Source organism: Nocardiopsis sp. MT53 (assembly GCF_019598965.1).
Classification (GTDB): domain Bacteria; phylum Actinomycetota; class Actinomycetes; order Streptosporangiales; family Streptosporangiaceae; genus Nocardiopsis; species Nocardiopsis changdeensis.
The window spans coordinates 2,725,422-2,746,370 of record NZ_CP080599.1; the positions used below are offsets into that span (position 1 = coordinate 2,725,422).

Below are 20,949 nucleotides of genomic sequence, written 5' to 3' on the forward strand. Positions count from 1 at the left end.
GCCGGGTTGGCGGGCTAGCGGGACTTCGGCGCGAACAGGCGGCCGATCATGCGGGCCAGGAAGAAGAGCAGCATCACCACGAGGATGAGCGTCAGCGCGGCCGCCCAGGCCCTCTCGTAGTTGACCGCGCCGCCCATGCGGACCTGCGAGTAGATGAACACGGGAAGGCTCATCATCTGCCCGTCGAACAGGTTCCAGTTGATCGAGACCGCCGACGACCCCGCGGTGAGGATCAGCGGCGCCGTCTCTCCGATAACACGCGCGATGGCGAGCATGATTCCGGTGGTCAGGCCGGCGGCCGACGTGGGGAGCACCACCTTGGTGATGGTCCGCCACTTGGGCACGCCCAGCGCGTAGGAGGCCTCGCGCAGGTCTTGCGGGACCAGGCGGAGCATCTCCTCGCTGGAGCGCACCACGACCGGGATCATCAGCACGGCCAGCGAGATCGCGCCCGCGGCGCCGTTGGTCTTGCCGGGGCCGAACAGCAGGATCCACAGGGCCACCACGAACAGGCCGGCGACGATGGACGGGATGCCCGTCATGACGTCGACGAAGAACATGATGGTGCGCTTCATCCGCCCCCGCGCGTACTCCACCAGGTACACGGCGGTCATCACGCCGACCGGCACCGCGATGAGCGTGGCCATGCCGGTGATGGCCAGGGTGCCGACGATCGCGTGGTAGGCGCCGCCGGCGTCCATGCTCGGCAGCACGCCGTTCATGGAGACCGACAGGAAGTACCCGTCGAACCGGGCCATGCCGTTGCCGAGCACCGTCCACAGCACCGACACCAGCGGCAGCATCGCCAGGGTGAAGCACAGGTAGACGAGCGAGGTGACCAGGCGGTCCTTGGCCTTGCGGCCGCCCTCGACACGGGCGGAGGCCGCCACCACGATCACCGTGTAGGCGAGCGCGGTGAGCACGCCCCACAGCACGAACCCGAAGGACGAGAAGGCCAGCAGGACGCCCGCGACCACGGCGGCCGAGGAGGCCAGCAGGGCGGGCGGGAAGTAGCGGGGCAGCGAGCCGCCGCGCAGGTCGCGCCGGGGGGCGCCGGAGCCCGGGCCGGGGTCGGTGGGCTGAGCGGTCGTCAGGCTCATCAGGACTCCTTGTTGCCGCGCGCCACGATGTAGCGGGCGCCCATGTTGACGACCAGGGTGATCGCGAACAGCACCAGGCCGGCGGCGATCAGCGCGGACACGCCGTATCCGGTGGCCTCGGGGTACTGGAGCGCGATGTGCCCGGCGATGGTCTGGTTGCCGCTCTGGAGCAGGTTCCAGGAGACGGCCAGCGAGGGCGACAGGATCATGGCGACGGCCATGGTCTCGCCCAGGGCGCGTCCCATGCCGAGCATGGCGCCGCCGACGACGCCGGACTTGCCGAAGGGCAGGACGGCCAGGCGGATCATCTCCCAGCGGGTGGCGCCCATGGCCAGGGCGGCCTCCCGGTGCCCCTGCGGGACCTGGTGGAACACGTCGCGGGACATGGCGGTGATGATCGGCAGGATCATCACGGCGAGCACGATCCCCGCGGTGAGGATGGTGCGGGCCGAGGTGGAGGCGGGCCCGGCGAAGAGCGGGATCCAGCCGAAATTGCGGGCCAGCCCCTCGTAGACGGGGACGAGCTGGGGGGCGAGGAACCCGATGCCCCACAGGCCGTAGACCACGCTGGGGATCGCGGCGAGCAGGTCCACCAGGTAGCCCAGCAGGGCGGCGAGGCGGCGCGGCGCGTAGTAGACGATGAACAGCGCGATGCCGATGGCGACCGGGGTGGCCAGCAGCAGCGCGATGGCGGCGGCCAGGACGGTGCCGAACGCCAGGGCCCCCACGCCGAACGCGGGGTTCTCGCGGACGTTGGCGTCCCAGGACTGGTCGGTGATGAAGTTCGCCGTGTTCGCGGCCAGCGACGGCCAGGCCTGAACGATCAGGAAGGCGGCGACGCCCGCGAGGATCACGAGGATCAGGATGCCCGAGCCTCGGGCGAGCCCGGCGAATGCGACATCGCCGATCCGGCGCCTGCCCTTGGGCGGTGGTGCCACCGTGGGCGCGTCCGTCGTCGTCATGTATCGGCTCCGGTTCGGAAGGGTTCAGTGCTGCCCACCAGCCCCCTGCGGGTGGGTTCCGGACCCTTGTCGGGTTCGGGTGTCCTCCCCGGGGGTTCACCCCGCGGGAGGCCGCCGCGACCGCCGAACGCCGAGAGGTCGCGATGCGCCGAATGCGAAGGTAGGCCCACTAGGTGACGAGTTGTCCCAAGGAAGGTGAACGGGAAATGAACGGGATGTCGCACTCCCGTGGCGGCCAAGGGTTTGGCCGGTTAATGTGATGAGCGGCACGTGCGGGCAGACCCTCTCCACGGGTCTACTGCCCACCACGCGCCCCCTCATTCCTCGCCCGGCGGCTCCTCCGGCGGCGCGTACATCACGTCGGTGTCCCAGATCTCGAAGCCCAGCGAGGTGTACAGCCGCACGGCCGCCTCGTTGTCCCCGTCGACGTACAGGTGCACCCAGGGCAGCCCGGCGTCGCGCAGGTGCCGCAGCCCCTCCAGGGTGAGCGCCCGGCCCAGGCCGGTGCCCTGCCACTGGGGGTCCACGCCCACCACGTACACCTCGCCGACGGGTTCGCCGTCGGTCAGCCCGGCGCCGTCGGCGTGCACCTTGGTCCAGTGGTACGCGGCGACCCGCCCGTCCTTGCCGGTGGCCAGGAAGAACCCGTTCGGGTCGAACCAGTCCTCGACCTCGCGCTGCAGCAGGTCGTCCAGGGTGAGCCTGCCCTGTTCGGGGTGGTGGGCGAAGGCGCGGGCGTTGGTGTCGAGCCAGGCCTGCTCGTCCTGCCCCACCACGAACGCGCGCACCTCGACCCGGTCGGCGACCTGGGGGCGCAGCACGGGAGGGGGCAGCTCCGGAGCGGTCCGCGGCCCGCCCTTCTCCTCGGCGGCGATGTCGCGCAGCGGCATGCGCATCTTGTGGAGCTCGCGGACGGCCCGCCAACCGTCCTCCTCGGCCACCGCCACCGCCTGCGGGGTGCGGCCGTGCGCCCACACCCGGACGCCGTTCGCGCCGGCGTCCCGGTGGACGGAGTGCAGCAGGGCGGTGCCGTGCCCGCGCCCCCGGTGGGCGGGGTCGACGACGACCTCCCCGGAGTCGGGCTCGTCCTCGCCGCGTTCGACGAACGCGAAGCCCACGACGCGGCCGTCCTCGGAGACCACGTGGAAGCGCGCGCTCCCGGAGGGCGCGCCGTGGCGGACGCGCAGCAGGGTGTGTTCGGACAGGGGGGCCACGCCGTCGGTTCTGCGGGCGGCCTCGGCGAGCGTCAGCACCTGGTCGGCCGTCGCGGCCGCCAGGTCGTCGGTGACCAGCGGGGTGCTCATGGACCGAAAGCCTACGACGACAGGCCCGTGAAGATTCCGTTGGCCTCGCCCGTGGCGTTCCGCGTCTGGTCGGAAGGGGTCCGGACACGGGCGCGCCCCGGCCCCGCTGGCGCGGGACCGGGGCGCGCCCGGCCGGTTCGGGTGTCAGCCCTTGCGGCGGCGCCCCTGGTAGCCGCCCGTGCCGGGGCGGACCCGGCGGGTGGGGGCCAGCGGGGCGGCCAGCAGCAGGGTGAGCAGGAAGGCGGCGAGCAGCACCGCGGGGGCCATGTTCGGTCCCATGTCGGTGTGCTCGGCGGCCACCTCGGTCTGCGCCGCGTCGTCGGACCCGGTCGGGGTGGCCAGTGGCAGGGTCGCCAGGTCCTCGCCGGGCAGCACGTCGGGCAGGTCGGCCTCGTTCCGGGGCAGGGTCGGGATGTTCGAGCCCGTGGTGGGCACGTCGCTGACACTGCTGCGCGGACGGTCGGGCGTGGAGGGCCGGGACGTGGTGCCGCTGGAGGGCCGCGACGAGGGCCGGCCGCTCGTCTCGGAACCCGGGGCGGTGGGGGTGGCCGACGGGGTGGGCCGGCCGCTCGGGGTCGGGGAGGGGGTCTCGGCGGGCGGGTCCGGGCGGGTGGGGGTCGGCGACGGCGTCGGGGAGGGCGACGGGCTCGGCCCGGTGATGGTGACCGCCCACACCCCGGAGGAGATGCTGTGCACGTCGCCCGGGGGCGTGGTGCAGCCGGTCTCCGGGTCGGCGGCGGCGAAGGTCAGGGTGGCGACCACGTCGGTCGACCGCCGCGGGGAGCCGGTCACCATGACGGTGTCCGAGGCGCCGGCGGCGAGCTGTCCGGCGGCGAAGCCGTGCCCCTGGAAGCCGCCGCCGATCTCCAGCCCGATCACGCAGATGTCGAGGGTGCCGGTGTTGCTCAGGGTGAGCGTGTTGGGCGGCGCGGGGGTGCCCAGCGCGACGCTGTCCGCGTCGCGCGCGAAGGCGACCGCGGCGACCGGCGCCGGCGTCGGGGAGGGGGACGGACCGCCCGGGTCCGTGGGCTGCGCGATGGCGGGGGAGGCCACCGCGACCAGTGTGGATCCGACGAACGCGGCACCGAGGGCGATGCCCAGGCGTCGGAGGGTGAGCGGGGTGTTCGCGGCGCTGGTGGACATCAGGGCGGGTTCACTCCTCAAGGGTGGTGCGCCATGCAGGGGTCCGCACCCGTCGGGGGAGCCATGCCGCGCCTGGCCTGGCCTCGGGGTGCTCCACAGATCTTAGGCCGTCCCCGCTCCGAACACGAGGCCCCACGACGCACCGTTGTCCACCCGTCACCCGCCCGTCCCCCGCTGTCCGCCGCGGTCCGCCCACCCGCCGTCCACCCCGGACCCGCCGCGCCCGCCGCCGGAAGTGCCCCTGCCCGTGCGGTCTTCGGACCGGTCCGGCCCCGGACCTAGGCGACCCGCGGGTGCCCTCCGTGTACAGGCGAGGTGTGCGGGGAACGCGTCTGGGAACGGGGCGCCTCCGTGCGCAGGAGGCCGCGGCCCGTGTGTCCGGCCGCGCCGGGGGCGGTCCCGGGCATGGGCGTTCCGCGGGTGCCTTCGTGCACTCGGGGGCCGCGGCCGACGTGTCCGGCCGCGCGGCGGTCCCGGGCGGGGCGCGGCGCTCCGGACGTACGGCGCGGGGCCGCCCCGACGGGGCGGCCCCGCGCCGTACGAACGTGCGGGCGTCCGGTCAGCCGGTGGCGGCCTCCCGGCGGGCGGAGGGCAGCGCCTCGCCGCCCTCGCCGGACGGGGAGGGGGCGGCCCCGGACGGCTGCCCCTTGCCGACGGGGTCGGGCACGAAGCGGTAGCCGACGTTGCGGACGGTCCCGATCAGGGACTCGTACTCCGAGCCCAGCTTGGCGCGCAGCCGCCGCACGTGGACGTCGATGGTGCGGGTGCCGCCGAAGTAGTCGTAGCCCCACACCTCCTGGAGCAGTTGCGCCCGCGTGAACACCCGGCCGGGGTGCTGGGCCAGGAACTTCAGCAGCTCGAACTCCTTGAAGGTGAGGTCGAGGATGCGCCCGCGCAGCCGGGCGATGTAGGTGGCCTCGTCGATGACCAGGTCGCCGCGGCGGATCTCGTCGGGGTCGTCGGTGCCCGCGTCGGCGGATCCGATGGCCAGCCGCAACCGGGCCTCCACCTCGGCGGGACCGGCGGCGGTGAGGATGAAGTCGTTCACCTGCCAGTCCGGGGTGAGCGCGGCGACGCCGCCCTCGGTGAGGATGACGAGCAGCGGACAGTCCAGGCCCGTGGTGTCCAGCAGGCGGCAGAAGTTCCGGGCGGCCGCCAGGTCGGTACGGGCGTCGACCAGAATGGCGTCGACCGGGGCGCTGGAGCCGGTCCCGGCGCCGGACGCCAGGAGTGCGCCGGCTTCGGCAGGCGCCACCCGCACGGAGTGCAGGAGGAGGCCGAGAGCGGGCAGCACGTGATCGGACGGTTCGTTGGAGTTCGTCAACAGAAGCAGATGGCTCATGCGTCTCTTCCCGTCATCCCGCGCTATGCGGACGATCGAAGGCGCCATTGCCCCCGGTGAAGATTTGTTTAATACGTCGCCTCCGAGCAACACCAAGGATAATCAACAGATGGCGAAGTGCACTATCAGGTACTGGGCCGCGGCCAAGGAAGCGGCGGGAATCGCCGAGGAGCCGGTCCTTGCGGCGACTCTCGGCGAGGCGCTCGACGCGGCGCGCCGACTCCACCCCGACGACCGCTTTCAGCGGGTTCTCGGGGTTTCCTCGTTCCTGGTCGACGAGAAGCCGGTCGGCCGGCGGGCCCATGGTGACGTTCCGGTCACGGATGGGACTGTGATCGAGGTCCTACCGCCCTTCGCGGGTGGGTGAGGTGCTCGAAAAGGCTGCGGAATCCGGAGGAAACATGACGGAAACCCCTGAGTGGGCGGGGCGTGCGCGCGTGGTGATGCTCGGCAGGGACGGGTGCCATCTGTGCGAGGACGCCTGGAAGGTGATCGGCGCGGTCGCCGCCGAGACGGGCGCGAGCCGCGCCGAGGTGTCGCTGACCGAGGTGGGGGAGGCCGACCGGGAGGAGTACTGGGACAAGATCCCGGTCACTTTCGTCGACGGCGCCCGGCATGATTTCTGGCGGGTGGACGAAGGCCGTCTGCGCGCCGCGCTCAACGGCTGAACGGCACCGGAATCGTTCTGTTGCGAAAGCGGGATCGGCGTGTGAACGGGTTTCCCATTCACGCGCTTTCACCACCGGAACGGTCGTCGGGGGGACGGGGGCGACACCGCGCCCCATCGGGCCCGTTCCGGGCACGGGATCGTCGGATCATCCCGGCCCGGCGGTCCGCGGGACCGGCGGGCCGGGCCGCCGCTGGGAACTTATGAGCGCGGCGTCACAAGCGACCCCACTTTGTGCGTGCTTTCACAAGCGCGTAACCTAGGGCGTGTTCGGTGGCCGCCTCCGGCCGTCCGGCGCTCGCGCCGGCCGCGGGGGGCACCCTCCGGGCGATCTCTCGCAGGACGACCGGCGGGGGCGCTCCCACCGCGCCCCGTCCGGCGGGTCCCGCGGCGCCGCGCGGCGGGCCGTCGGGGGCCGGCCGTCCGAGCGCGGCCGGAGCCGCCGTGCGGGAGGTGGCCCGGCGGTCGCGCCCCGGGGGCCGGACACGGCCCCGGCCACCCGACAGCCCTCCGGGGGCGTGCCCCCGGCCCCGCGCCCGCACGACCGCCCTCAGGAGCACCCGCCCGTGACAAGTCGTCCGCCCAGGCCCCGGGAGAGGGGAATCCCGGAGGCCACCGTCGCCCGGCTCCCCGTCTACCTGCGCACCCTGCAGGCGCTCCAGGACCGGGGCACTCTCACGGTCTCGTCGGAGGACCTGGCGTCGGCCGCCGGGGTGAACTCCGCCAAACTCCGCAAGGACCTCTCCCACCTGGGGTCCTACGGAACGCGAGGGGTCGGCTACGAGGTCCGGTACCTCGTGTACCAGATCTCGCGTGAACTTGGTCTCACCCAGGACTGGGCCGTCGCCATCGTCGGCATCGGCAACCTGGGGCGCGCCCTCGCCAACTACGGGGGGTTCGGGACCCGAGGGTTCCGCATCGCGGCCCTGCTCGACGCCGACCCCGCCATGGTGGGGCGGCGCGTCGCCTCACTCGACGTGGGGCATATTGACACCCTGGAAACGGTTGTCCGCGACAAGGGCGTCTCCATAGGGGTGATCACCACGCCGGCCGCGTCCGCGCAGGCGGTCGCGACCCGCTTCGTCGGGGCGGGGGTGAGCAGCATCCTCAACTTCGCGCCGGTGGTGCTGAATGTGCCGGACGGGGTCGATGTGCGTAAGGTCGACTTGTCCATCGAACTCCAGATCCTCGCCTTCCACGCGCAGCGCCGCAACGGCGACGAGGGCCACGGCGCGGAGCCGGCGGGACTGGAACTGACATGAACGAACCGCGGGGCGGCGCCCCGCGGACCGGGTCGCGAGGCCTGCATGAGCGGCGGCGGTGAGCGAGCGTCCGCCGCGCTTTCCGGGGGGCCGCCCGCAGTGCGCGGGGGCCCTGGCGGAGCATGAAGAGACGCTGATGTAGTGCCTGCATAGGAGAATGCGGATGAGTGTCCTGGCCGTGGGGTTGAGCCACCGGAGTTCGCCGGTGGCGCTCCTGGAGCGCGTCGCGCTGAACGGGGAGACGCGGGCCAAGGCCGTCGAGGAGATGCTCGGCACCGAGTCCGTCAACGAGGTGATGGTGGTCTCCACCTGCAACCGGACGGAGATCTACGCCGACGTCGACGCCTTCCACGGCGGTGTCGCCGCCGTGACCGAGCTGCTGTCCTGGCACACCGGCGTCCCCCTGGCCGAGCTGTCCGAGCACATGTACGTGCACTACGAGGACCGCGCGGTCCAGCACCTGTTCTCCGTCACCTGTGGCCTGGACTCCATGGTCCTGGGCGAGGGCCAGATCCTCGGCCAGGTCCGCGACGCCCTCAAGGCCGGACAGGAGACCGGCTCCGTCGGCCGCGTCCTCAACGACCTGGGCCAGCGCGCCCTGCGCGTGGGCAAGCGCGCCCACACCGAGACCCACCTGGACCACGCCGGGGCCGACATGGTGAGCTTCGGCCTCACCGTGGCCCTGCGCCGCCTGGGCACCGGCCCCACCGGCGGCGGCGAGGTCACCGCCGACCGCACCGTCCAGCGGCTCGGCGCCACGCCGCCGGTCGGCTGCCCGATGTCCGCGGCCGAGGGCGACACCGCCGACGCGCCGGGCATCGCCCGCGCCACCTCCGGGCCCCTGGCCGGGACGCGCGTCCTGATCCTGGGCGCGGGCTCCATGAGCGCCCTGTCCGCCAACACCGTCGCCCGCCAGGGCGCGGCCACCGTCGTCGTGGCCAACCGCACCCGCGAGCGCGCCGACCGCCTCGCCGAGTGCCTCACCGAGGCCTACGACGGCGTCACCGCCCGCTCCGTCCCCTTCGCGGACGCCGCCGCGGTGCTGTCCGAGGTCGACCTGGTCATCTCCTGCACCGGCGCCCAGGGCCTGGTGCTGACCGCCGATGCCGTCGCCGCCGCCACCGCGGGCCGCACCCGGCCGCTGGTCTTCCTCGACCTCGCGCTGCCCCACGACATCGACCACGCCGTGCGCGACCTGCCGGGGGTCCACCTCGTCGACATCGAGGACCTGCGCCGGGCCGCCTCCCACGGCGGCGGCACCGGGGCGGGCCGGGGCGGCGCCCTCGAACTCGTCCGCGGGATCGTGGACGAGGAGGTCTCCGAGTTCCGCACCGTCCGCCGGGCCGCCCAGGTCGCCCCTACCGTCGTTGCCCTGCGCGCCCAGGCCCGCGACGTGGTGGAGGCCGAGCTGGACCGCCTGCACGGCCGGCTGCCCGAGGACCTGGACGACCGCACCCGCGAGGAGATCACCCGCGCGATGCGCCGCGTCGCCGACAAGCTCCTGCACAGACCCACCGTGCGGGTCAAGGAGCTGGCCGCCGCCCCCGACGGGGAGTCCTACGAGGCGGCCCTGCGCGAACTGTTCGACCTCGACACCACGACCACGGCGGCCCGCGCCGCCCAGGAGAAGGCATGACCGGCACCACCGGGCCCGCCAGGCTCGCCACCCGTCGCAGCAACATGGCCACCAGCCAGTCCCGGCTGGTCGCCGACGCCATCACCGAGCGGACGGGACGGGCCATCGAACTGGTGCTGATCACCAGCTTCGGCGACGTCACCAAGGCCCACCTGACCCAGCTCGGCGGCACCGGCGTGTTCGTCAACGCCCTGCGCGACGAGCTGGCGGCCGACACCGTGGACTTCGCGGTCCACTCCCTCAAGGACCTGCCCACCACGCCCGCCGACGGCCTGGTCCTGGCCGCCATCCCCGAACGCGACGACCCCCGCGACGCCCTGTGCGCCCGCGACGGCCTCGAGTTCGCCGACCTGCCCGCCGGGGCCAGGATCGGCACCGGTTCGCCGCGCCGCGTCGCCCAGCTCGCCGCCCTGCGCCCCGACCTGGAGTACGTGCCGATCCGCGGCAACGCCGAGACCCGCCTGGGCAAGGTCGCCTCCGGCGAGCTCGACGCCGTCGTCCTGGCCTACGCCGGGCTGGTCCGGGTGGGCCGCATGGCCGACGTCACCGACGTCTTCGACCCCGAGCTGGTGCTGCCCGCCCCCGGCCAGGGCGCCCTGGCCGTGGAGTGCCGCGCCGACCGGGCCGAGGGGGACCTCGCCTACCTGTCCGCCGTGGACCACCCGGCCACCCGCCTCGCGGTCGTCGCCGAGCGCACCGTGCTGTCCGAGCTCGAAGCGGGCTGCGCGGCGCCGGTGGGCGCCCACGCCCTCTACGACGCCGACAGCGGTGAGCTGCGGCTGCGCGCCGCCGTGGTGGCCACCGACGGCTCCGAGTCGGTGCGCGGCGAACGCGCCGCCGCCGTCGGGGGCCCCACCGACGTGGAGGGCGCCGCCGCCCTGGGCCGCGAGCTGGCCCGCGCCATGATCGCCGACGGTGCCGACCGCATCGTCGCGGACGCCTTCGCGGAGAGGGACGCCCCGCCCGCACCCTGAGCCGGAGCCCGCCGACGGGCACGCCCGCCGTTCCCGCCCGCGTCCCGGGACACGGGCGGGAACGGCGGCGGCACGGTCCAGTGGCAACCCCATCCAGTGGCAGCACAGAGGAGTCACGTGAACGCCAACGCCAATCCTTCGCCGGAGGAGCGCGCAGCCGTCCGACCCGGGCACGTCGCCCTGGTCGGTGCCGGGCCGGGCGGGGCCGGGCTGCTGACCCTGCGCGGCGCCGAGCTGCTGCGCGACGCCGACGTGGTCATCACGCCGCGCGAGCCCGCCGCCGAGGACCTGGCGGGCTTCCGAGAGGAACTCCTCACCCACTGCCGCGAGGACGTCACCACCGCCCGGGCCGAGGACATCGGCGACGTCGACGCCTTCGCCCTGGCCCGCGCCCGAGAGGGCCTGCGGGTGGTGCGGCTCTACTCCGGCGACCCGTTCTTCGGCTGCCGCGGCGCCGAGCTGGTCCTGGCCTGCCGGGAGGCGGGCGTCGAGGTGGAGGTCGCCCCCGGCGTCTCCTCCGTCACCGCCGTCCCGGCCTTCGCCGGCATCCCTCTGATGGGCCACGGCACCCCCGAGGTTCGCATCCTCAACGCCCGCGCCCGCGGCGCCGAGGTGGACTGGCACGAGGCCGCCGCGAGCGACGCGCCCCTGCTGATCCTGGGGGGCGACGCCCCCGCGGAGGAGCCCGCCGAGTTCCAGGGCCCCGGGTTCGACGTGCTGTGCAAGACCCTCATCGCCGGGGGGCGGCCCGCCACCACGCCGGTCGCCGTCGTCCGCGCCGGGGGCACCACCCGCCAGACCACCGTGGCCTCCACCCTGGGCCGCCTGGTCGCCGAGCTCAAGGCCAAGGACGCCAAGGGCCACCACCTCACCGCCCCGGCGATGATGGTCGTCGGCGCCCCGGCCGGCCGCCACGCCGAGCTGTCCTGGTACGAGGGCCGCCCGCTGTTCGGCTGGCGGGTGCTGGTGCCCCGCACCAAGGAGCAGGCCGCCGCCCTCTCCGAGCAGCTGCGCGACCACGGCGCCGTGCCCGAGGAGGTGCCCACCATCTCGGTGGAGCCGCCGCGCACCCCGCAGCAGATGGAGCGCGCCGTCCGCGGCCTGGTCACCGGCCGCTACCAGTGGGTGGCCTTCACCTCCGTCAACGCGGTCAAGGCGATCCGCGAGCGGCTGGAGTCCTACGGCCTGGACGCGCGCGCGTTCGCCGGGGTCAAGGTCGCCGTCGTCGGCGAGGCCACCGCCCGCGCGGTCCGCGAGTTCGGGATCCAGCCCGACCTCGCCCCGCCCGACGACGCCCAGTCCAGTGCCGGGCTGGTGTCGGTGTGGCCGCCCTACGACGCCGAGATCGACCCCATCGAGCGGGTGCTGCTGCCGCGCGCCGACATCGCCACCGAGACCCTGGCCGCGGGCCTCACCGACCTGGGCTGGGAGATCGACGACGTCACCGCCTACCGGACCGTCCGGGCGGCGCCCCCGCCCGCCCCCGTCCGAGAGGCGATCAAGGGCGGCGGTTTCGACGCGGTGCTGTTCACGTCCTCCTCCACGGTGCGCAACCTGGTGGGGATCGCGGGCAAGCCGCACAACACCACCGTCATCGCCGTGATCGGCCCCGAGACCGAGAAGACCGCCATAGAGTTCGGACTGCGGGTCGACGTCGTGGCACCCAAAGCCTCCGTTTCGGCCCTCGTGGACGCGCTTTCGGAGTACGGTGCGGCCAAGCGCCGTGAGGCGATCGAGGCGGGCAAGCCCGTTCTCAAGCCGAGCCAGAAGCGCCGCGGACGCCGCCGCAAGCTCTGAGCCGCCCCCGTCACCAGCACGAACCAGCCTTCCTCAGGAGTACCCATGGACACCACCGGTCGCGAAGCGGCCTACCCCGCCGCCCGGCCGCGCCGCCTGCGCCGGGGCCCGGCGCTGCGCCGCCTGGTCGCCGAGACGCGGGTGCTGCCGGAGAACCTGGTCCTGCCGCTGTTCGTCAAGGAGGGGATCGACGAGCCGGTCGCGATCTCGTCCATGCCGGGCCAGTTCCAGCACACCCGCGACAGCCTGCGCCGGGCCGCCCACGAGGCGGCCGAGGCCGGGGTCGGCGGCGTCATCCTGTTCGGCATCCCCGCGCACAAGGACGAGCGCGGCTCCGCGGCCGACGACCCGCACGGGATCGTCCAGGAGGCGCTGCGCGACCTGTCCAAGGACGTGGGCGACGCCCTGGTGGTCATGGCCGACCTGTGCCTGTGCGAGTACACCTCGCACGGCCACTGCGGCCCGCTGGAGGCCGACGGGCACGTGGACAACGACCTGACCCTGGAGCGGTACGCGTCCATCGCCGCCGCCCAGGCCGAGGCGGGCGCCGCCGTGGTCGCCCCCAGCGGCATGATGGACGGCCAGGTCGCGGCGATCCGCGCCGGGCTGGACCGGGCCGGGTTCGCCCAGGTACCGATCCTGGCCTACGCGGCCAAGTACGCCTCCTCGTTCTACGGCCCGTTCCGGGAGGCCGCCGAGGGCGCGCCGCAGTTCGGGGACCGGTCCGGGTACCAGCAGGACCCGGCCAACGCCCGGGAGGCGCTGCGCGAGGTGGCCCTGGACGTCGCCGAGGGCGCGGACATGGTGATGGTCAAACCGGGCCTGGCCTACCTCGACATCATCGCCAAGGTGGCCGAGGCCTCCCCGGTGCCCGTGTCGGCCTACCAGGTCAGCGGCGAGTACGCCATGATCGAGGCGGCGGCGGAGCGCGGGTGGATCGACCGCGAGCGGGCGATCCTGGAGACCCTCACCTCCTACCGGCGGGCGGGGGCCGAGCAGGTGCTCACGTACTGGGCGACCGAGGCGGCACGCCTGCTCCGGTAGCGCGACCGGTTCGCCCACCCCGGTCGCGGTCGCCGGGTGCGGGTCCGGGTTCAGGACCGCACCTGGAACACCGAGAACACCGGGGAGGGCTCCATGGCCGATGTGTTGTACCGACGGAAGCGGCGTCCGGCGATGGACGGCATGGTCGACGCCGCGCTGGGCTACGCCGCACTGGGCTGGCCCGTGGTGCGGGGCGCCGCACCGGGCGAGGACCGCGCCTGCAACTGCGAGCGGCTGGGCTGTCCGGACCCGGCGGCCCATCCGGCGACCATGGCCTGGGGTGTGGAGGCCAGCACCGACACCGACACGATCCGCCGGTGGTGGGCGGCCGACCCCGAGGCCAACGTGATCCTGCCGACGGGGCGGGTCTTCGACGTCTTCGACGTGCCGCGCGAGGCCGGCGTGATGGCGCTGGCGCGGATGGGCCGGGCGGGCGTGCCCGCGGGCCCGGTGGCGGCGCTGGGGTCGCGGTACCTGTTCTTCGTGGCGACCCGGTCGCCGGTCGACGAGGACGAGTGGTGGTCCTGCCACCTGGACTGCGTCCCCGAGGCGATCGAGGACATGCCGGGCCTGCGCTGGCACTGCCGGGACAGCTTTGTCCTGGGTGCCCCGTCCCGGCTGCCGGGCGGGGGCCGGGTGAGCTGGATCCGCACTCCGCGCGACTCCGGCGGCTCGGTGGTGCTGCCGGACCCGATCGCGGTCCTGGGCATCCTGGCCGACGCCAGCGAGGAGTTCGGCGACACCGGCCGCTGACGGCCGGCGGGCGGGAGCGGCGCGCTCCCGCTCCCGTGCGCGGCGCCCCGGCACGCGGTACCCCCGGGGGCGGTGCTCCTGTGCAGGGTGGCGGCGGAGGACGGGCGACGGGCCCGGCCGCGGGCGGCGGGCGCACACGGTCCCGGGAGCCCGCGCGGCCGCGGACTTTCGCTTTCTTTCGGTGTTTTCGGGGTCTTGACAATCCACGCGCGACCCCTATCGGTAACACCATTGTTCGGGCAGTTGTTCACTTGTGTCACACGGTTCACGCCATTATCGCGTCGACCTGCGAGCTTAATGCCCGTTCACCTGGAGTTTCGCGATGGGCTGCCGTCCCATCCGGCACGAAATCTCTTTTTCATTCGCTGTTTACATATCACCATTGCGTGGCTACTCTCGTGGGAGCGCTCCCGAACAGAGCGCTACCGCCCTCCCTGGCCCCAGCGGCCCGCCTGCCCCCGACCGCTCCGTCGCCCGACCGGGATTCCCGCCCTTCATGGGAGCGCTCCCGGACCCGGGTCGTCCCCGCCGGAGAAAAGCCATGCCCCGCTCCCCGCCATTCCCACGGCCATGCCTCGGATTCCCCGCAGTCGTCGCGTCCCGCGCGACACCATCTTTCCTTTCCCTACGGATCACCCCCCTCCGCAAGGAAGAAGCAGAAGATGAGAAGAATCCACAGTGCCGTGACACCCGGACCGTCGCGCGCACGCAGAGGGCCGGCCGCCCTGTCCGCCCTTGTGGTGGGCACCGCTCTGGCCGTCGTCCCCGCCTCCCCCGCCAGCGCCGAAGCCGGCTGTGCCGTCGACTACACGGTCAGTGACTGGGGCTCGGGCTTCACCGCGAACGTCGAGATCACCAACCTGGGCGACCCGGTCGACGACTGGACCCTGGAGTGGTCCTTCCCCGGCAACCAGCAGATCGGCAATCTGTGGGGCGGCACCCACACCCAGAGCGGGGCCAACGTCTCCGTCTCCGACGCCGGGTACAACGCCGCCATCGCCACCGACGGCTCGGTGTCCTTCGGGTTCAACGCGAACTACAGCGGCTCGAACGCGGCCCCGCTCGCGTTCGAGCTCAACGGCGTCCTGTGCGACGGCGCGGTCGACCCCGACCCGGATCCCGACCCCGATCCCGACCCGGATCCGGACCCCTCCGGCCGCGTGGACAACCCCTACGTCGGGGCCGACGTCTACGTGAACCCGATCTGGTCGGCGAACGCCGCCGCCGAGCCCGGCGGTGAGGCGGTGGCGGACCAGCCCACCGGTGTGTGGCTCGACCGCATCGGCGCCATCGAGGGCAACGACAGCCCCACCACCGGTTCCATGGGCCTGCGCGACCACCTGGACGAGGCCGTGGAGCAGGCGGGCGGCGAGCCCCTGGTGTTCCAGGTCGTCATCTACAACCTGCCCGGCCGCGACTGCGCCGCCCTGGCCTCCAACGGCGAGCTCGGCCCCGACGAGATCGACCGCTACAAGAACGAGTACATCGACCCGATCGCCGACATCCTCGCCGACTACGAGGACACCGAGCTGCGCATCGTGACCACGGTGGAGATCGACTCGCTGCCCAACCTGGTCACCAACGTCACCCCGCGGCCCACCGCCACCCCCGAGTGCGACGAGATGCTGGCCAACGGCAACTACGTCGAGGGCGTCGGCTACGCCCTGGCGACCCTGGGCGCCATCGACAACGTCTACAACTACGTGGACGCCGGCCACCACGGCTGGATCGGCTGGGACAGCAACTTCGTCCCGTCCGCCCAGATCTTCTACCAGGCCGCCAACGCCGCCGGGGCCACCCCCGACGACGTGCACGGCTTCATCGCCAACACCGCCAACTACTCGGCCCTGGAGGAGGAGAACTTCTCCGTCGACCAGACCATCGGCGGCGTCCCGGTCCGCCAGTCCGACTGGGTCGACTGGAACTACTACGTCGACGAGCTGAGCTTCGCCCAGGCACTGCGCCAGGAACTGGTCTCCCAGGGCTTCTCGTCCGACATCGGGATGCTCATCGACACCTCCCGCAACGGCTGGGGCGGTCCCGACCGGCCCACCGGCCCGGGGCCCGAGACCGACGTGAACGCCTACGTGGACGGCGGCCGCTACGACCGGCGCATCAACCCGGGCAACTGGTGCAACCAGGCCGGGGCCGGACTGGGTGAGCGCCCGCAGGCCGCACCCGAGGCCGGGATCGACGCCTACGTGTGGATGAAGCCGCCGGGCGAGTCCGACGGTTCCAGCGAGTTCATCGAGAACCCCGAGGGCAAGGGTTTCGACCGGATGTGCGACCCCACCTACGAGGGCAACGTGCGCAACGGCAACAGCATGAGCGGGGCGCTGCCCGACGCCCCGATCTCCGGCCACTGGTTCTCCGCCCAGTTCCAGGAGCTGCTGGACAACGCCTACCCGCCGCTCGACTGACCGGAGGCGGCCACCGGCCCCGCGGCCGGTGACCGCCCCTCCCGACTCCGGCGGCCCCCGGGCACCCTCGAGCGGACGCACCGCCCGGGCCGTCGGTCCCCACCCGGTCCCCTCCGCCTCTCGGGGACCGGACGCCGGGCGGGGATCCCGGAACGATCCCCGCCCGGCCCCACACCACCCGAACCCCCCTCTCGGTCCCGCCGCGTGCGGGTGGCGTGGCCCCGCCATGCCCGCCCGCCCCCGGGGCCGGTGAGGGGGACCCACCCAGGAGACGCACGTGCACACCCCCCGCACGCGCCGCCGATGGCGCAGACCCCTCTCCCTCCTCGCGGCCACCTCGCTGGCGGCCGCCCTGCTGCCGGCCTCGGCCGCGCACGCCGCCCCGCTCTGCACGGTCGACTACACCGTCACCAACGACTGGGGCAGCGGCTTCACCGCCGACGTCACCCTCACCAACCACGGCCCCGAGGTCTCCCCCTGGAGCCTGGGCTGGGACTTCCCCGGAAGCCAGCAGGTCACCAACGCCTGGAACGCCACGGCCACCCAGTCCGGCGCCTCGGTCACCGCCACCGCCCCCGCCTGGTCGCCCGGGCTGGCCACCGGCCAGAGCGCCTCCTTCGGCTTCCAGGGCACCGGCTCCGGGGCCGCCCCCACCGAGTTCACCCTCAACGGGACCTCCTGCGAGGACGGCGGCGAGGAGCCCGGGCCGGAGGACGGCGAGATCGTCGTCTCCCCGGCGAGCGTCGCCGTGGACCCGGGCGGCTCGGCCTCCTTCGACGTCCACCTGTCCGCCGCCCCCGAGGACGACGTGGCGGTGGCCGTCGAGCGCACCTCCGGCTCCGACACCCTCTCCCTCACCGCCGGGAGCGCGCTCACCTTCACCGCGGACGACTGGGGCGAGGCCCAAGAGGTCACCGTGGCCTCCTCCGGGAACGGCGAGGGCGAGCCCGCCCAGGCCGTGTTCACCGTGGCCGCCGAGGGCTACGACCCCGTGACCGTCACCGTGCGGGAGCGCTCCGGCGCAACCAACGCCTACGAGGCCGAGTTCCTCGAGCAGTACGAGAAGATCAAGGACCCGGCCAACGGGTACTTCCGGGAGTTCGACGGACTGCTGGTCCCGTACCACTCCGTGGAGACCCTGATCGTGGAGGCGCCCGACCACGGGCACGCCACCACCTCCGAGGCGTACAGCTACTACCTGTGGCTGGAGGCCACCTACGGCCGCGTCACCGGTGACTGGGAGCCCTTCAACGCCGCGTGGGCGTCCATGGAGGCGTTCATCATCCCGGGCACCGCCGACCAGCCCACCAACGCCTCCTACGACCCGTCCTCGCCCGCCACCTACATCGCCGAGTCCACCGACCCCGCGGACTACCCGATGCCCCTGGACCAGGGCGTCCAGGTCGGACAGGACCCGCTGGCCGACGAGCTGAGCAGCACCTACGGGACCGACGAGGTCTACGGCATGCACTGGCTGCTGGACGTCGACAACACCTACGGGTTCGGGTTCTGCGGCGACGGCACCGACGACGCGCCCGCCTACATCAACACGTTCCAGCGCGGCTCCAACGAGTCCGTCTGGGAGACCGTCCCGCACCCCTCCTGCGAGACGTTCGAGCACGGCGGCACCAACGGGTACCTGGACCTGTTCACCGACGACTCCACCTACTCGGAGCAGTGGCGCTACACCAACGCCCCCGACGCCGACGCGCGCGCCGTCCAGGTCGCCTACCAGGCGCACACCTGGGCGAGCGAGCAGGGCAACGAGGGCGCCATCGCCGACAGCGTCGCCGACGCCGCCCGCATGGGCGACTACCTGCGGTACGCCATGTTCGACAAGTACTTCAAGGAGGTCGGCGACTGCGTCGGGCCCCAGGCCTGCGCCCCCGGCAGCGGCAGGGAGTCCGCGCACTACCTGATGTCCTGGTACTACGCCTGGGGCGGCGCCCTGGGCAGCGCCCAGTACCCCTGGGCCTGGCGCATCGGCGGCTCCTCCGCCCACCAGGGCTACCAGAACGTCATGGCCGCCTACGCCCTCTCCGAGGTCGACGCCCTCACCCCCGAGTCGCCCACCGGCGCCGACGACTGGGGCACCAGCCTCGACCGGCAGCTGGAGTTCCTCCAGTGGCTCCAGTCCGCCGACGGCGGCATCGCCGGCGGCGCCACCAACAGCTGGGAGGGCGACTACGGGCAGCCGCCCGCGGGCACCCCGACCTTCTACGGGATGTTCTACGACGAGAAGCCCGTCTGGCACGACCCGCCGTCGAACCGGTGGTTCGGGTTCCAGGTCTGGGACATGGAGCGCGTCGCCGAGTACCACCGCATCACCGGCGACGAGCGCGCCGGGGAGATCCTCGACGCCTGGGTGCCCTGGGCCATCGCCAACACCACGGTCGGCGCCGACGGCGAGTTCGCCATCCCCGCCGACATGGAGTGGAGCGGCGCCCCCGACACCTGGACCGGCACCTCCACCGGCAACCCCGGCCTGCGGGTCGAGGTGGTCTCCCACAACCAGGACGTCGGCATCGCCGCCGGGCTGGCCAAGACGCTCATGCACTACGCCGCCGCCACCGGCGACGCGCAGGCGCGCGAGGTCGCGGAGGGCCTGCTGGAGGCGCTGCTGCACCACCAGGACGACCTGGGCGTGGCGGTGCCCGAGGTGCGGGCCGACTACCAGCGGTTCGACGACCCGTACGACTCGCCCGACGGCGGGGTGTACGTCCCCGACGGCTGGACCGGCACCATGCCCAACGGCGACGTGATCGACTCCGACTCCACGTTCGCGTCCATCCGTTCCTTCTACGAGGACGACCCCGACTGGCCCGAGGTCCAGGCCTACCTGGACGGCGGCCCGGCGCCCGAGTTCACCTACCACCGCTTCTGGGCGCAGGTGGACGTGGCGACCGCGCTGGCGGTGCACGGGGAGCTGTTCGGCTGACCCTCCCGTCCCGCTGATCCGTCCCACCGACCCCCGCGGCGGCCGTTCGACGGCGGCCGCCGCGGGACCACACGGGGGAGGGGCCGGGTCCGGCCCCGGTCCCTCCCCGCTCCCCGACCCCCTCCGAAGAGTTCCCGCCGCCCCGAGGAGCGACCGATGAAGACGACCACGCGGCGCCGCACGGCGAGATTCCTCGCCCCGGTGTTCGCCCTGGCCCTGGCCCTGTCGGCCGGGTCCCCCGCCCAGGCCGAGGACCCGTCCCTGCGCGACCTCGCCGACCGGCACGGTCTGCGCATGGGTGTGGCGGTCTCCGCCCACCTGCTCGACAACGCCCGCTACGCCGAGATCGCCGCAGAGCAGTACAACTCCGTCACCCACGAGAACGAGCTGAAGTGGGAGACCGTCCAGCCCCAGCGCGGGCAGTTCAACTGGAGCGGCGGCGACCGCCTGGTGGACTTCGCGCAGGCCAACGGCCAGGACGTGTACGGCCACACCCTGGTCTGGCACAGCCAGCTGCCGTCCTGGGTGGCCGACGGCGGGTTCAGCGCCCCCGAGCTGGAGGGGGTGATGGAGGAGCACATCTCCACGGTCGTCGACCGCTACGCCGACGACATCAGCCACTGGGACGTGGTCAACGAGGCGTTCAACGAGGACGGGAGCTTCAGGGACACGGTGTTCTACCGGACCCTGGGCGAGGACTACATCGCCACGTCCCTGGAGATGGCGCACGCGGCCGACCCCGACGCGCGGCTGTTCATCAACGACTACAACGTCGAGGGGATCAACGCCAAGAGCGACGCCCTCTACGAACTGGCGTCCTCCCTGCTCGACCGGGGCGTGCCCCTGCACGGCGTGGGCCTGCAGTCGCACCTCATCGTCGGACAGGTGCCGTCCAGCATGCAGGCCAACATCCAGCGGTTCGCGGACCTGGGCCTGGAAGTGGTCGTCACCGAACTGGACATCCGCACGAACACCCCGGCCTCGGAGCAGCAGCTCCAGGCGCAGGCCGCCGACTACACGCGCGTGTTCCAGGCGTGCATGGCCGTGGACGGCTGCGGCGGCGTCACCGTGTGGGGCGTGGGCGACGCCAACTCCTGGATCCCGGACGTGTTCCCCGGGCAGGGCGACGCGCTGCCCTACGACCACCAGTACCAGCCCAAGCCCGCCTACTGGGCGATGCACGAGGCCCTGGGCGGCGACGGGGGCCCCGGGCCGGGGCCCGGCCCCGGCGACGGGGACTGCTCGGTGACCTACACCGTGGTCAACCGGTGGAACCAGGGCGCCGTCATCGACGTGACCGTCCGCAACACCGGGACCGCGGCCGTGGACGGCTGGAGCCTGGCCTGGACCCGGCCCGCCGGCCAGCAGATCACCTCGGCCTGGAACGCCACCGTCACACAGGACGGGAGCGCGGTCACCGCCGAGGGCGTGTCGTGGAACCGGACGCTGCCGCCCGGCGGCAGCGTGACGTTCGGGTTCCAGATCGCACACCAGGGACAGGCGGACGCGCCGAGCGGGTTCGAGCTCAACGGCGCCGCCTGCGACTGACCGGCCCCCCGACCCCCGGGGCCCCGCCCCCCACCACGGGCGCCCCGGGCCCGGCGCCC

General features: G+C 73.3%; 16 protein-coding genes. 11 read left to right on the plus strand and 5 right to left on the minus strand.

Going from position 1 to position 20,949, the window contains the following annotated elements:
• Positions 1 to 14 precede the first annotated feature (14 nt).
• From pstA to K1J57_RS12140, 5 genes are all read right to left on the minus strand, one after another.
• Positions 15 to 1,100 carry a phosphate ABC transporter permease PstA gene (pstA, locus tag K1J57_RS12120; protein WP_220564538.1) on the minus strand — a complete coding sequence of 362 codons (1,086 nt, stop codon included), beginning with the start codon at positions 1,098 to 1,100 and terminating at the stop codon, positions 15 to 17.
• A complete protein-coding gene (pstC, locus tag K1J57_RS12125) occupies positions 1,100 to 2,062 on the minus strand; it encodes a phosphate ABC transporter permease subunit PstC (RefSeq protein WP_220564539.1) in 963 nt (320 codons plus the stop codon). Before pstC ends, pstA begins: the two co-directional genes overlap by 1 nt.
• A 317-nt stretch (positions 2,063 to 2,379) precedes the next feature.
• A complete protein-coding gene (mshD, locus tag K1J57_RS12130; protein WP_220564540.1) occupies positions 2,380 to 3,366 on the minus strand; it encodes a mycothiol synthase in 987 nt (328 codons plus the stop codon).
• A gap of 144 nt (positions 3,367 to 3,510) precedes the next feature.
• The gene (locus K1J57_RS12135; protein ID WP_220564541.1) at positions 3,511 to 4,509 is read right to left on the minus strand and encodes a hypothetical protein; all 999 of its coding nucleotides are present in this window, start codon (positions 4,507 to 4,509) and stop codon (positions 3,511 to 3,513) included.
• Positions 4,510 to 5,068: 559 nt separating this feature from the next.
• Entirely contained in the window at positions 5,069 to 5,851 is a 783-nt protein-coding gene (locus K1J57_RS12140) for a response regulator transcription factor (RefSeq protein ID WP_220564542.1), read from the minus strand.
• A 109-nt stretch (positions 5,852 to 5,960) separates the two neighbouring features.
• On the opposite strand from K1J57_RS12140, the gene K1J57_RS12145 reads away from it, so the two are divergent.
• From K1J57_RS12145 to K1J57_RS12195, 11 genes are all read left to right on the plus strand, one after another.
• Positions 5,961 to 6,218, plus strand: coding sequence for a MoaD/ThiS family protein (locus K1J57_RS12145; RefSeq protein WP_220564543.1), 258 nt, complete (start codon positions 5,961 to 5,963; stop codon positions 6,216 to 6,218).
• 34 nt (positions 6,219 to 6,252) lie between these two features.
• A complete protein-coding gene (locus K1J57_RS12150) occupies positions 6,253 to 6,519 on the plus strand; it encodes a glutaredoxin family protein (RefSeq protein ID WP_220564544.1) in 267 nt (88 codons plus the stop codon).
• Positions 6,520 to 7,084: 565 nt separating this feature from the next.
• Positions 7,085 to 7,780 (plus strand): redox-sensing transcriptional repressor Rex, encoded by a 696-nt coding sequence (locus tag K1J57_RS12155; RefSeq protein ID WP_220564545.1) that lies wholly within the window; start codon positions 7,085 to 7,087, stop codon positions 7,778 to 7,780.
• A gap of 163 nt (positions 7,781 to 7,943) precedes the next feature.
• Positions 7,944 to 9,416 carry a glutamyl-tRNA reductase gene (locus K1J57_RS12160; RefSeq protein WP_220564546.1) on the plus strand — a complete coding sequence of 491 codons (1,473 nt, stop codon included), beginning with the start codon at positions 7,944 to 7,946 and terminating at the stop codon, positions 9,414 to 9,416.
• Complete coding sequence (hemC, locus tag K1J57_RS12165; RefSeq protein WP_220564547.1) at positions 9,413 to 10,390, plus strand: hydroxymethylbilane synthase; 978 nt, start codon at positions 9,413 to 9,415, stop codon at positions 10,388 to 10,390. Before K1J57_RS12160 ends, hemC begins: the two co-directional genes overlap by 4 nt.
• Before the next feature lie 117 nt (positions 10,391 to 10,507).
• Positions 10,508 to 12,187 (plus strand): uroporphyrinogen-III synthase, encoded by a 1,680-nt coding sequence (locus K1J57_RS12170; protein ID WP_220564548.1) that lies wholly within the window; start codon positions 10,508 to 10,510, stop codon positions 12,185 to 12,187.
• Between the two features lie 45 nt (positions 12,188 to 12,232).
• Entirely contained in the window at positions 12,233 to 13,231 is a 999-nt protein-coding gene (gene hemB, locus K1J57_RS12175; RefSeq protein ID WP_220564549.1) for a porphobilinogen synthase, read from the plus strand.
• A 93-nt stretch (positions 13,232 to 13,324) separates the two neighbouring features.
• The gene (locus K1J57_RS12180; protein ID WP_220564550.1) at positions 13,325 to 13,984 is read left to right on the plus strand and encodes a bifunctional DNA primase/polymerase; all 660 of its coding nucleotides are present in this window, start codon (positions 13,325 to 13,327) and stop codon (positions 13,982 to 13,984) included.
• A gap of 683 nt (positions 13,985 to 14,667) precedes the next feature.
• The gene (locus tag K1J57_RS12185) at positions 14,668 to 16,404 is read left to right on the plus strand and encodes a glycoside hydrolase family 6 protein (RefSeq protein ID WP_255646994.1); all 1,737 of its coding nucleotides are present in this window, start codon (positions 14,668 to 14,670) and stop codon (positions 16,402 to 16,404) included.
• Positions 16,405 to 16,681: 277 nt separating this feature from the next.
• Positions 16,682 to 19,342, plus strand: a complete 2,661-nt coding sequence (locus K1J57_RS12190; RefSeq protein WP_220564552.1) for a glycoside hydrolase family 48 protein — start codon at positions 16,682 to 16,684, stop codon at positions 19,340 to 19,342.
• A gap of 156 nt (positions 19,343 to 19,498) precedes the next feature.
• Positions 19,499 to 20,890: an endo-1,4-beta-xylanase gene (locus tag K1J57_RS12195; RefSeq protein ID WP_220564553.1), complete on the plus strand. Its 1,392-nt coding sequence runs from the start codon at positions 19,499 to 19,501 to the stop codon at positions 20,888 to 20,890.
• Positions 20,891 to 20,949 lie beyond the last annotated feature (59 nt).